13 protein-coding genes are annotated in these 12,526 nt (G+C 63.0%); 2 read left to right on the plus strand and 11 right to left on the minus strand.

Annotated features, from left to right (window positions below):
* The first annotated feature begins 160 nt into the window (after nucleotides 1-160).
* Entirely contained in the window at nucleotides 161-2,008 is a 1,848-nt protein-coding gene (gene ilvD / locus JQ863_RS16490) for a dihydroxy-acid dehydratase (protein ID WP_204115425.1), read from the plus strand.
* A gap of 202 nt (nucleotides 2,009-2,210) precedes the next feature.
* Nucleotides 2,211-3,254: a type I glyceraldehyde-3-phosphate dehydrogenase gene (gene gap / locus JQ863_RS16495; protein WP_204115426.1), complete on the plus strand. Its 1,044-nt coding sequence runs from the start codon at nucleotides 2,211-2,213 to the stop codon at nucleotides 3,252-3,254.
* A gap of 3 nt (nucleotides 3,255-3,257) precedes the next feature.
* Here the strand turns inward: gap and JQ863_RS16500 are convergent, their stop codons facing one another.
* From JQ863_RS16500 to ureC, 11 genes are all read right to left on the minus strand, one after another.
* Complete coding sequence (locus tag JQ863_RS16500; protein WP_239113510.1) at nucleotides 3,258-4,442, minus strand: thiolase family protein; 1,185 nt, start codon at nucleotides 4,440-4,442, stop codon at nucleotides 3,258-3,260.
* A complete protein-coding gene (locus JQ863_RS16505) occupies nucleotides 4,417-5,934 on the minus strand; it encodes an AMP-binding protein (protein ID WP_204115428.1) in 1,518 nt (505 codons plus the stop codon). Before JQ863_RS16505 ends, JQ863_RS16500 begins: the two co-directional genes overlap by 26 nt.
* A gap of 10 nt (nucleotides 5,935-5,944) precedes the next feature.
* On the minus strand, nucleotides 5,945-6,475 hold the full coding sequence (locus JQ863_RS16510) for a biotin transporter BioY (protein WP_204115429.1): 531 nt from the start codon (nucleotides 6,473-6,475) through the stop codon (nucleotides 5,945-5,947).
* A gap of 107 nt (nucleotides 6,476-6,582) precedes the next feature.
* Nucleotides 6,583-7,179: an energy-coupling factor transporter transmembrane component T family protein gene (locus JQ863_RS16515; RefSeq protein WP_204115430.1), complete on the minus strand. Its 597-nt coding sequence runs from the start codon at nucleotides 7,177-7,179 to the stop codon at nucleotides 6,583-6,585.
* The gene (locus JQ863_RS16520) at nucleotides 7,179-7,853 is read right to left on the minus strand and encodes an energy-coupling factor ABC transporter ATP-binding protein (RefSeq protein ID WP_204115431.1); all 675 of its coding nucleotides are present in this window, start codon (nucleotides 7,851-7,853) and stop codon (nucleotides 7,179-7,181) included. The genes JQ863_RS16515 and JQ863_RS16520 overlap by 1 nt, the downstream gene beginning before the upstream one ends.
* 55 nt (nucleotides 7,854-7,908) lie before the next feature.
* Nucleotides 7,909-8,532: an urease accessory protein UreG gene (gene ureG, locus JQ863_RS16525; protein ID WP_204115432.1), complete on the minus strand. Its 624-nt coding sequence runs from the start codon at nucleotides 8,530-8,532 to the stop codon at nucleotides 7,909-7,911.
* Between the two features lie 18 nt (nucleotides 8,533-8,550).
* A complete protein-coding gene (locus tag JQ863_RS16530; RefSeq protein WP_204115433.1) occupies nucleotides 8,551-8,958 on the minus strand; it encodes a DUF3995 domain-containing protein in 408 nt (135 codons plus the stop codon).
* Nucleotides 8,955-9,596 carry an urease accessory protein UreF gene (locus tag JQ863_RS16535; RefSeq protein ID WP_204115434.1) on the minus strand — a complete coding sequence of 214 codons (642 nt, stop codon included), beginning with the start codon at nucleotides 9,594-9,596 and terminating at the stop codon, nucleotides 8,955-8,957. Before JQ863_RS16535 ends, JQ863_RS16530 begins: the two co-directional genes overlap by 4 nt.
* Before the next feature lie 4 nt (nucleotides 9,597-9,600).
* A complete protein-coding gene (locus JQ863_RS16540) occupies nucleotides 9,601-10,053 on the minus strand; it encodes an urease accessory protein UreE (RefSeq protein WP_204115435.1) in 453 nt (150 codons plus the stop codon).
* A gap of 22 nt (nucleotides 10,054-10,075) precedes the next feature.
* The gene (locus JQ863_RS16545) at nucleotides 10,076-10,312 is read right to left on the minus strand and encodes a DUF1127 domain-containing protein (RefSeq protein WP_204115436.1); all 237 of its coding nucleotides are present in this window, start codon (nucleotides 10,310-10,312) and stop codon (nucleotides 10,076-10,078) included.
* Nucleotides 10,313-10,777: 465 nt separating this feature from the next.
* Nucleotides 10,778-12,487, minus strand: a complete 1,710-nt coding sequence (gene ureC / locus JQ863_RS16550; RefSeq protein ID WP_204115437.1) for an urease subunit alpha — start codon at nucleotides 12,485-12,487, stop codon at nucleotides 10,778-10,780.
* Between the last annotated feature and the right edge of the window lie 39 nt (nucleotides 12,488-12,526).

The raw sequence follows: 12,526 nt of genomic DNA on the forward strand, positions 1-12,526 counted from the left end.
GCCGGATTTGCACAGTCTTGCGTCCGCGCGCGGGTCTGCTTTCGGTTTTGACATTCCTTGCAGGCGAAACAGGTAACAAAATTGCCAAATCCCCTTGCAAATCGGGCTGCTCTTTGGCACCCGCTTGCATGAGGCCCCACGCGAATAAGGATGATCCAAGATGCCCGACCTGCGTTCCAAGACTTCGACCTTCGGCCGCCGCATGGCTGCCGCCCGCGCGCTGTGGCGTGCCACGGGAATGAAAACCGAGGATTTCGGCAAGCCGATCGTGGCTGTGGTCAACTCGTTCACCGAGTTTGTGCCGGGTCACGTGCATCTCAAGGACATGGGCCAGCTGGTCGCGCGCGAGATCGAGAAAGCGGGCGGTGTTGCCAAGGAAATGAACACCATCGCCGTCGATGACGGCATCGCCATGGGCCATGATGGGATGCTGTACTCGTTGCCGTCGCGCGAAGTGATTGCCGACAGCGTCGAATACATGGCAAACGCCCATTGCGCCGACGCGCTGGTCTGTATCTCGAACTGTGACAAGATCACGCCCGGCATGCTGATGGCCGCGATGCGCCTCAATATCCCCGCGATCTTCGTCTCGGGCGGACCGATGGAAGCGGGCAAGGTGATCCTGAAGGATGGCGAACACAAGGCCGACCTTGTGACCGCCATTGTGGGCGCCACCGATGAGGACCGCAGCGAGGAAGAGGTCGACAAGCTGGAACGCTCGGCCTGCCCGACCTGCGGGTCATGTTCGGGCATGTTCACCGCGAACTCGATGAACTGTCTGGCCGAGGCACTGGGGCTGGCGCTGCCTGGCAATGGCTCGCTTCTGGCGACGCATTCCAAACGCAAGGGCCTGTTCGAGGAAGCCGGGCACAAGATCATCGAACTGTGCAACCGCTGGTACAAGGACGGCGACGAGACCGCCCTGCCGCGCGGTATCGCGACCTTTGAGGCGTTCGAGAACGCCATGGCGCTGGACATCGCCATGGGCGGGTCCACGAACACGGTTTTGCACCTTCTGGCTATTGCGCATGAGGGCAAGGTGAACTTCACCATGGCCGACATGGACCGCCTGTCGCGCCAGATCCCGCACCTGTGCAAGGTCGCGCCGTCGACGCCGAAATATCACATGGAGGACGTCCACCGCGCCGGCGGCATCGCCCGCATCATGGGGGAACTGGACCGCGAAGGCAAAATCCACCGCCACTGCGCCACCGTGCATGAAAAGACCATGGGCGAGTTCATCGACAAGTGGGACATCCGCCGCGAGACCGCCGGCAACGAGGCCCGCGACCTGTTCATCGCCGCGCCGGGTGGTGTGCGCACGACCCAGGCCTTCAGCCAGTCGCGCATGTATACCGACCTTGACCTTGATATCGAAGATGGCTGCGTCCGCGATTTCGAACATGCCTATTCCGAGCAGGGCGGGCTGTGTGTGTTGTTCGGCAATCTGGCTCAGCAGGGGTGCATCCTGAAGACCGCTGGCGTCATCAAGGAAATGTATGAATTCACCGGCACCGCCGTTGTCTTTGAAAGCCAGGACGACGCGGTCGAGGGCATTCTTGGCGGCAAGGTCAAGCCGGGCTCTTTCGTTGTGATCCGCTACGAAGGGCCGAAAGGTGGTCCGGGCATGCAGGAAATGCTCTATCCGACCGCCTATCTGAAATCGATGAAGCTGGACAAGACCTGTGCCTTGATCACCGATGGCCGCTTCTCGGGCGGCACGGCGGGTCTGTCGATCGGCCACGTCTCGCCGGAAGCGGCCGAGAAGGGCATCATTGGCCTGGTGCAGGACGGCGACACGATCCGCGTGTCGGTGCCGGAACGCACCATCCACCTTGATGTCTCGGATGAAGAGCTTGAGCGCCGTCGCGCCGCGCACCCGCAGGCGGACAAGGCGGCATGGAAGGCCGAGGGGCGCCCGCGCGCCGTATCGACCGCGCTGCGTGCATATGCTGCGCATGTTGCCAATGCCTCGCTGGGCGCGGTGCGGATCGTGCCCGAAGATTAAGGCCGATCACCCGACAAAATCAGGAAAGGGCGTCTTTGGGCGCCCTTTTTCTTTGTTGCGTGGCGGTTTTTCCAATTGGCGCAAGCACTTCGGGGAATTGCCCGTTAGCGCTCACATTTTTGGCCCGGCACACTTGATTTTTAGGGAAAATTATGCTTGTTAGCGCTAACTTCATCAGAGATCGGATAGGATCGGATTAGACATGACTGTCAAGGTTGCCATCAACGGATTTGGGCGGATTGGCCGCTGCGTTCTGCGCGCGCTTCTGGAAAACGGCCGCAAGGATGTGGAAGTTGTTGCCATCAACGACCTCGCCGCAGTGGAAACGAACCTGCACCTGCTGAAATACGACTCGGTGCATGGGCGCATCCATAACGACATCAAGGCGGTCGACGGCGGGATCGAGATCGACGGCAAACTGATCCGCGTCACCGCCGAACGCAACCCCGAAGACCTGCCGTGGGGCGACGTCGACGTGGCGATGGAATGTACCGGCATCTTCACCGACCGCGAGGCTGCCGCACGCCACCTGAAAAACGGTTCGGACCGGGTTCTGGTTTCGGCCCCGGCAACGGGCGCGGACAAGACCATCGTCTTTGGCGTCAACCACGAGACGCTGACGCCCGAGGATATCGTGGTGTCGAACGCGTCCTGTACCACGAACTGCCTGTCGCCTGTCGCAAAGGTGCTGGACGATGCCTTTGGCATTGAGACCGGCTATATGACCACGATCCACAGCTATACCGGCGACCAGCCGACGCTGGACCGCGCGCACAAGGACCTTTATCGCGCTCGTGCGGCGGCAATGTCGATGATCCCGACCTCGACCGGCGCGGCCCGCGCCGTGGGTCTGGTGCTGCCGCATCTGAAGGGCAAGCTTGACGGTTCGTCAATCCGTGTGCCGACCCCGAACGTGTCGGTGGTCGACCTGTGCTTCATGCCGAAGACCCCCGTGACCGACGTTGCGCAGGTAAATGACGTGATCCGCAAGGCGGCAGACGAAGGCCCGCTGCGTGGCATCCTTGGGGTGACCGACGATCCTCTGGTATCGATGGATTTCAACCACGATCCGCGCTCTTCGGTCTTTGCAATCGAACAGACCAAGCTGACCGATGGCGGCATGGTGCGTGTCATGTCGTGGTATGACAATGAATGGGGCTTCTCGAACCGGATGCTGGACACGGCAGTTGCGATGAAAGCGACCGGCCCCGTGGGAAAGCTTAAAGAGCTGGCCGGGGTCGCATAAGACCTAAAGCTCGACCCGTTCAAAGGCGGCGGTCAGGCCAAGACCCCCGCCGATGCCGATCATAGCCATCAAAAGCGCGCCTTCCGATCCTTCGGCGGGCGCGTTTTGCATCTGGTGGAACAGCCGCGTGACAAGGATCGCGCCAGAGGCCCCGAAAGGATGCCCCAGAGCAATCGCTCCGCCCTGCTGGTTGGGCAGGCTGTCGGGCAGGTCGAGTTGATCGAGCGATGCCAGCACCTGCGCGGCAAAGGCTTCGTTGAATTCAAGGGCGAACATGTCGTCCAGCGACAGGTCGGGGCGGCGGGACAGCAGTTTCCGGGTCGAGGCGACGGGACCGATGCCCAGAAGGTTTGGATCAACACCTGCCGCCGCGCCATCGACAAAACCCAAGCCCGTTTCATGACCCACCGCCTGCGCCGCCGCGCGGCTCATCACTACCAGCGCTGCTGCGCCGTCGTTCAATGGACAGGCATTACCAGCCGTTACGCTGCCACCGGAGCGGAAGGCAGGGCGCAGTCGGGCAAGGCGGTCCAACGTCAGCCCCTCGCGCGGAGATTCGTCGCGGGTCTGGCTGTCGATGGGCACGATCTCGGCGTCGAACGCGCCTGCCGCCTGCGCCGCCAAAGCGCGGGTCTGGGATTGCAGCGCGAAACGGTCCTGTCTTTGCCGGGTGACGCGGTACGCTTCGGCGACATTCTCGGCGGCCTCGCCCATGTCAGGATCGCCGATCGCGTCAGGGGCAAACCGTGCGCGGGTATAGTATTGAGGTTCGTCACCTTTTGCGCGCGGGGGCAGGGCGCGGATCGGGGCGCGGCTGCAACTTTCAACGCCGCCCGCGATCACCACATCCGCCGCCCCGGCCGCGATCTTGTGGCAGGCGGTCAATACCGCCTCTAACCCGCTGCCGCATTGCCGGTCGACGGTCATTGCCGGGACATCGACGGGGAAACCCGCCAGCAACGCCGCCACGCGGGCGACATTGCCGCCCGGACCGGCGGCATTGCCAAGGATCACGTCATCGACAGTTTGGGCCTTCAAGCCCGCATCGCGCAGAGCAGCCGTCAGGACCGGTGCGGCCAGGTCCTCGACTTCCAGTGACGCGAACATGCCGCCCTTGCGCCCGATGGCGCTGCGACGTGCGGCGACGATCACCGGTTGGCGGTCAGCGGAACCTTTCCAGCGGGACAAGTTGCGCATCTCCTTCCTTGAGCCATTCCTCGATCTTTCCGCGCGCCCGTTTGCCGCTGGTGGTCATCGGCCAATGGTCCAGCGTGAAGACCTGTCGCGGAAGCTTGTAGGCGGGCAGATGCGCCCGACAATGCGCGGCCAGCGTTGGGGCGTCAATTCTTCCTGCAAGCACCGCGACAACCTTCTGGCCAAGGAACGGATCAGGCAGGCCGAACACCTCGGCCCCGGTGACGCCTTCCGCCTGCATCAGGACCTGCGCGACCTCTTGCGGGAAGATGTTATAGCCGCCCGACAGGATCATGCCGCCTTCGCGCCCGAGAAGGACAAGTGATCCGTCGGGGTCGATCCGGCCCATGTCCCCGACCGTGGCCCAGTCGCCGTCGCGCCGGAACCCGTCCTGTGCCGGGCCGAGGTAGCCAGCGATGGCAAGGTCGCCGCGCACAAAGACGGTTCCGGTTTCGCCCTGTGCGACGCGCTGGCCATCTGCGCGGATCGACAGGTCGACATGCGGGAAGGGGAAGCCAACCGAGTGCGGTGGGGCATTCGACCCGGTTTGGCTGTGTCGGGCAAGGCTGACAAAGCCAAGTTCGGACGCGCCGTAATACTCGGTGATTTCGGCGTCGGGGAAGGCCGCCAGCGCGCGCGACAGCGTCTCGGGCGACAGTTTCGCCCCGGCGGTGGTGACATTGGTGATGCCCGGAAAGGGGCGGTTTCGGGCCACCAGCGCTTCGATCATGGACGGAACCGCCACCAGCCGGGTGGCCAACCCGTCGCGCAGCAATGTGGCGGTGCGGGTGGCGCTGAATTTGTTGAGGCCAAAGAAACAGGCGCCCGCGTCCAGCGCCTCGGCAAAGGCATAAAGGGTCAGCCCATGCGACAGGGGGCCGGGTGCGACGGTATGGCTGGCTTTCGTCAGGCCAAAAGCGGCGCGGCCCTCAGTCAGGCTGATCTGCCACGACCGTCGCGTGCGGGCAAAGCACTTGGGCGCGGATGTGGTGCCCGAAGTGAACCCCAGAAGGAAGACGCCTTCGGGGTCGGTGACCTCTGGTGCTGCGGCAGTGGCGTGGGGCAGGGCCGACAGGCCGGACGAGAGGTTGATCGCTGGAAGGCCCAGTCGGTCTGCCGCCATGACAAGACCGGGATGGGTGCCGAGGTGGAACAGGACGTCCGGGCGACAGCGTTCCAGCATTTCAGAGAGCGTTGCGTCAGGCCAGCTTGGGTCCATCACCGCAACCGCGTGCGGTGTCGTCAGTGCTGTTGACAGGATGGGTACCGATGCAGGGTGGTTGCCGATGGCCAGTGCCATCAGGCGTCCGGGTTCGGGCAAGGCGATGTTGGGGCGCAGCGAGGCAGGCAAGGTCCGAAGCCAGCCATCCAGACCGCCTATATGTGAAGCGAGGTCGCGATACGAGAAGCTGTGCCCGGAAATGGCAACCGCCAGCGCGTCGGGGCGCTGGCGGAGCGTTTGGTGAAAGCGTGCCGCGACCGGCATCGCGGTCCGGTCAGAAGCCCGGCAGCGCGCGGCGCACGCCGCGGGTGATCAGAGCGGCCAGAACCGCCTTGATCACGTCACCGGGGATATAGGCAAGCATCACGGTCAGGGCTTTGGTCATCGGCATTTCCGCCGCCACCGCCAGCCACGGGATACCGATGGCGTACATCACCACGATACCGCCGAAGATGATCCAGCCGATCAGCTTGACCAGGTTGTCGCCCGCGAATTTCGACACGCAATAGCCGATCACGAAAGCCGAGATCGGCCAGGCAAAGAGAAATCCACCCGACGGTCCGAACAGGACACCGATGCCGCCGCGACCTCCGGCCAGAAGCGGCAGGCCAGCCGCGACCAGCGCCAGGAACAGCACCATCGCCAGCCCGCCGCGTTTCGCGCCAGCCAGCGATCCCGCCAGCATCACGCCAAGGCTCTGGGCCGTGATCGGCACCCCGCCGGGCAGCTGGATCGGCGGAAACAGCGCCAGCGCCGCGGTAAGAGCGGCAAACAGCGCGATATAGACAATGCTTTTGGTGTCCATGTTGGTCTTGGTCCCTTGTGTTCACGTGTTTTGGTTGGCGGAGTCGTTAATGCTGCAGGTGCGAAAAAGCAAGGATTGCCTGACCTGCGCGTTTCAAACCGGGTCGATCAGGGACGATATCCCCGTGCGTCGATCGCATCGGCGACATCGTCCGCCATCTTGATGGTGCGAATGGCCACGGGTAAAGCGACGGCAATCAGGCTGCGTTCCAGGCCGCGCGCTTTCTGCGCTTCGCGCACCTCCTGCGTGATCTGGCCCAGCACGGGAATGAACCGCAGCGCCAGCGAGAAGGTCAGCCCCACCTTGGCCGGGTTCACGCCGACGGGACGCAGGAACCCAAGGCCAAAGGTGATCGCGTCGATCATGTCGGAAGCGCGGGTGGTCAGGGTCAACAGCCCCGCCGCCGTCAGCAGCACCGCGAACCGTGCCACCACGAAGGCACCAAGCGCCCACGAGTTGATGATCCCCTGAACGACGAAAAGGATGGCCAGGATCCAGATCGCGGGCCGCACCTGCGCCCAGGCCTGTCTGAGGGTCAGGCCGGAAAGCAGGAACAGCGCCACAACGACGCCGCCCGCCGCCAAGACATGCCATAGGGTGTCAGTTAGGAAAATCGCGGTGCCAAACGCCATCAGCGCCAAGAGTTTCCACCCGGCACGGGCGCGGTGCAGGCGAGAGGTGCCGGGGGAATAGAGATCCAGCATCAGCCCATCATCCGTTCATAGGCGGGAACAACCTCGGCGGGCGGGCCATCCAGTGCCACCTTGCCCTGATCAAACAGGATGACCCGGTCAAACCCGGCAATCAGGTCAAGGTCATGGGTCGCCATGATGACGTGCTGGTTCACCCCGTCGATGGCGCGGGCGATGCGGCGGGTGTTTCTGAGGTCAAGCAACGTGGTTGGCTCGTCCAAAACCAGCCAGTCCGGTTCCATGACCAGGACGCCCGAGATCGCCAGAAGCTGTTTCTGACCACCAGACAACAGGTGCGCTGGGTATTCGCGCAGGTCGGTCATGTCGTAACGCGCCAGAACCTCGTTGATGCGGGCGGCGATCTGGTCTTTCGGCAAGTCAAGGTTTTTCATCCCGAAGGCAAGGTCTTCTTCCACCACCGGAAAGACGATCTGGTTGTCGGGGTTCTGGAAGACGAAACCGACCTTGCGGCGCACGTCCTTGCCATGCGTCCCAGTGTCCAGCCCATCGACCGTGACTGTGCCGCGGTTTGGCAGCACCAGCCCGTTCAGAAGCCGCATGAACGAGGATTTTCCCGACCCGTTCGCGCCGATCACGCCGATCCGACGCTCGGACAGGCGCAAGGACACCCCGCGGAGAACGGCGCGGTCGCCAAAGGAAAGGTCCACGTCACGAAGTTCGATCATTGCCCACGGCCCGGTTAGCTTGCGCAGGCTGATACAGGAAAGTGGCGCCCAAAGGCTAGAGCAGTTCCGGCACGCCACCCAGTTTGCCGATCAGCGGCAGGATCTGGTCCAGCCCGATCCCGTGTTTCATCTGGCCAAAGACAAAGGGCCGCCCGGCGCGCATCCGGGTGGCGTCCCGCTCCATCACGTCGAGCGAAGCGCCGACATGCGGGGCAAGGTCGGTCTTGTTGATGATGAGGATGTCGGACTTGGTTATGGCGGGGCCGCCCTTGCGGGGGATTTCCTCGCCCGCCGCGACGTCGATCACGTAAATCGTCAGATCGGCCAGTTCGGGGCTGAAGGTGGCCGACAGGTTGTCGCCGCCGCTTTCGATCAGCACCACGTCGAGGTCCGGGAAGGTCTGGTTCAACTCGGCGATGGCGGCGAGGTTGATCGAGGCGTCCTCGCGGATGGCGGTATGCGGGCAGCCCCCGGTTTCAACACCCTTGATCCGCTCAAGCGGCAGGACCTGCTGGCGCATCAATTCCTCGGCGTCTTCCTGGGTGTAGATGTCGTTGGTCACCACCGCGATCGACAGCTTGTCCCGCAAGGCGCGCGCCAGTTGCGCGGTCAGCGTGGTCTTGCCCGCACCGACGGGTCCGCCGATGCCGATGCGAAGGGGGCCGTTTGGGGATGCCATGTCAGGAAGCTCCGAAAGTCAGGTTGAAGGGATCAGGAACAGGAGCGCCAGCCCCAGCAGGATGCAGAGACGGCCATAAAACAGCCGATCAAGCCGTGCAAACGGTTGTTCGGGAAACAGGCGGCGCCAGGCAGGAAAGAAGGGGGCGAATCCGCGCAGGATGAAGACCGCCCCGGCTGCACTCATCAGCGGTACACGAAACGGAAAACTGGTCAGATGCGGCAGGATCGCCAGGAACAGGCAGATCATCGCCACCATGGCGCAGGGAACGGGGCCGGGCATTTCCGCCATGCCCTTGGCGCCGACCACTGTGCGCGTCAGCTGCGCCTCGTCCCGGATCGGCAGCCAGATACCCAGCGCCCAGACCAGATGCAGCGCTGCAATGACGATCAGGGTTGCGGAAAACAAAAATGCAATGAATGTCATGACCTGAATAGCCTCGAATACAAGCTCTCGTGCCGCATTGATGCGATATCGGCGGCAAAAACGGAAGAACCGATGTCATCCAGGGTCATGTGTTGCGCGCTGCCGGCAATGGATTGGCAAAGCGGCAGAAGGGCGTGCAGAACCTTTTGCCCCTCGGTCTGGCCCAGCGGCACCAGCCGGATCGCCGCCGAGCTCAGGTTCGAGGCAAAGGCGTGCAAATAGAAGGCGATGGTTTTTTCCAGCGGCAACCCCTGCAATCGCGCGGCACGGCCCAGCGCCACCGGATAGGTCAGGTGACCAAGCTCGGGACCAAACACCGCTTCGGTTGTCGCGGCAAACGCCGCGCCCTGCTGTGTGGTCTCAAGCTGCCGCTCGGACGAGGGGGCCAAGGCGCGGGCCGTTGCGTCGATTTCCTCGACCTGGTCCGCTTCGGCGCGGTAGGCGCAGGCCAGAAGGATCGCGTCAGAATGCCCGCCGCCATGTTCCAGAATATCCGATAGCCATTGGGAAAAACTGCCCGCGTCGCGCGCTGCGCCATCGGCCACCACCTGTTCAAGCCCGTGGGAATAGCTGAACGCGCCCACCGGATAGGCAGGCGACAGCCACTGGGCAAGGATCAGGTCAGCCTCGATCGACATCAGATCAATGGGCGTGGGAATGGGTGCGGCCGTGACCGTATGCGCCGCCTTCGGGCGTGAAGGGCTCCGTCACCTCGGTCACGGATGCGTCGAGAAGTCCCAGCATTTCACGGATGACGTGGTCAGGCTGGATCAGAAGGCGCGATGCTTCGATCTGACAGGGCGTGTGGCGGTTGCCTACATGCCAGGCGATGCGCGTCAGGTCGTCCGCCGTGATTGCCAGAAGCGGTTCAGGCGCGGCGATGACCTCGACCTCGCGACCATCGGTCAGGACCAGAACCCCGCCGTGATCCAGCGAGGTGGTCTTGGGCAGGTCGACCAGCACCGCGCTGCCATCGGTCATGGTCAGCATTTTGCGGCGCAGGAAGCGGTCTTCGTAAGTCAGGGCCACGGCACCGATCGGTGTCTGGTGCGCATGGCCATGATAGGCGCGGGCGGTCAGCAGCGACGCGTTCATCGTGCCACCCCCGCGCATTGCGTCAAAAGACCATGTAGTCGCGGAAAACGTGACGCACGATGTCCTCGCGCCGCAGACCGATCTTTTTCAACTCGTCGTCCGACATCGCGTTCAGGCGCTCGACCTTCTGCACCCGGGAATTGGCCTCGGCCAGTTTGACCAGGAAGTTGCCCACTGCCACGAAGGGTGCGGCCAATGCGGATTTGATCGAGAAGCTTTCGACGACCTCGGTGGTCGCATGTGTGTCTGTAAGTGCCATTTGGAACCCCGTTTGTTTGAACGTTGCTCCTCCCCTTGATCTCAATATGGGTCAGCAAGGTTGACTTGACCACGCTTCTTTCCGCATAGCCGGGTTGCGGCTTGTGCAAGGCCTGCGTGCCGTCTGTTAAGGGCGCAGATTTATTGAAAAAATCCGACACAATGCCTGTTCGCGAGTGTCGCCCCGTTCCACGAATTGTTCGGGGGAAAGACGTGCCAGCGCCTGTGCCCGCCGATAACGCGGATTGCTGTCCCAAAGCCGGGTGACGATGCGGCCGAGAAGGGCAGCCAATCCCCCGGTGCCAGCCGAATGTGTTCCATGTGCTGTGTCTGTCAGTGCCATGTCGCGCTTTGCTCCTTTGACCAAGAAAGGCCCATCCTTGGGGTGCGATATGGCGATGATTAGTTAACAACACAAGGTTTCCTTCCTTCATATCCGCCTTGCCGACAGCGCATAGGTTCATTGTCAGAACATGAAATAGCGCTGCGCCATGGGCAGAACCTCGGCCGGTTGGCAGGTCAGCAATTCGCCGTCGGCGCGGACTTCGTAGGTTTCGGGGTTCACCTCGATCTCGGGCGTGTGGTCGTTCAGAACGAGGTCCCGTTTGCCGATATTGCGGGTATTCTGGACCGCGACGGTCTGTTTCGCCAGTCCCAGCGTGTCGCGGATGCCCTCTGATATGGCCGCGTCAGAAACGAAGGTCACGGCCGAGTTTTCGACCGAGCGGCCAAAGGCGCCGAACATCGGACGGCTATAGACCGGCTGCGGCGTTGGAATAGACGCATTGGGATCACCCATCTGGGCGCAGACGATGGTCCCGGCCATCAGTACCATTTCAGGTTTCACACCAAAGAAGGCCGGGTTCCACAGGACCAGATCGGCGCGCTTGCCCACCTCGATTGACCCGATCTCATGTGCGATGCCGTGGGCGATTGCCGGGTTGATCGTGTATTTCGCGATATAACGGCGGACGCGGAAATTGTCGTTTGCGCCGGTTTCCTCGGGCAGTCGTCCACGCTGTTTCTTCATCTTGTCGGCGGTCTGCCATGTGCGGATCAGCACTTCGCCGACGCGCCCCATCGCCTGGCTGTCGCTGGCGATGATCGAAAACGCGCCCATGTCATGCAGGATATCCTCGGCTGCGATGGTCTCGCGGCGGATGCGGCTTTCGGCGAAGGCGACGTCTTCGGGGATGGACTTGTCCAGGTGGTGACAGACCATCAGCATGTCCAGATGCTCGTCCACCGTGTTCACCGTGAAGGGGCGGGTGGGGTTGGTGGACGAGGGCAGCACGAACTCTTCCCCGCAGATCTTGATGATGTCCGGGGCATGGCCGCCGCCCGCGCCTTCGGTGTGGAACGCATGGATTGTGCGGCCCTTCATTGCGGCCACGGTGTTTTCAACAAAGCCAGACTCGTTCAGCGTGTCGGTGTGGATCATCACCTGTACGTCCATGGCATCGGCGACCGACAGGCAGCAGTCGATGGCGGCAGGGGTGGTGCCCCAGTCCTCGTGCAGTTTCAGGGCACAGGCCCCGGCCTTGATCTGTTCCTCAAGCGCGGCGGGCAGGGACGCGTTGCCCTTGCCGGCAAAGGCCAGGTTCATCGGAAAGGCATCCGCCGCCTGCAGCATCCGCCCGATATGCCAGGGGCCGGGCGTGCAGGTGGTGGCCAGCGTGCCATGCGCCGGGCCGGTGCCGCCGCCGAGCATGGTGGTCAGGCCGGAATGCAGGGCGTCCTCGATCTGTTGCGGGCAGATATAATGGATATGGCTGTCGAACCCGCCCGCGGTCAGGATCTTGCCCTCACCGGCAATCGCCTCGGTGCCGGGGCCCACGATGATGTCGACGCCGGGCTGGGTGTCGGGGTTGCCGGCCTTGCCGATCTTGTGGATGCGTCCGTCCTTCAGGCCGACGTCGGCCTTGTAGATGCCCGAATGGTCGACGATCAGCGCGTTGGTGATGACGGTATCCACCGCCCCCTCGGCGCGGGTCGCCTGGCTTTGGCCCATACCGTCGCGGATCACCTTGCCGCCGCCGAATTTCACTTCTTCGCCATATGTGGTGAAGTCATGTTCGACCTCGATGATCAGGTCGGTATCGGCAAGCCGGACCTTGTCACCAGTGGTCGGGCCGAACATGGCGGCATAGTCGGAGCGGGAGATCGTGGCGGGCATGGTTTTCCTCGGGCGTCAGGCGATGCTGGGTTATCGGGT

The sequence above is a fragment of the Shimia biformata genome, from assembly GCF_016888515.1.
In the GTDB taxonomy this organism is placed as follows: domain Bacteria; phylum Pseudomonadota; class Alphaproteobacteria; order Rhodobacterales; family Rhodobacteraceae; genus Shimia_A; species Shimia_A biformata.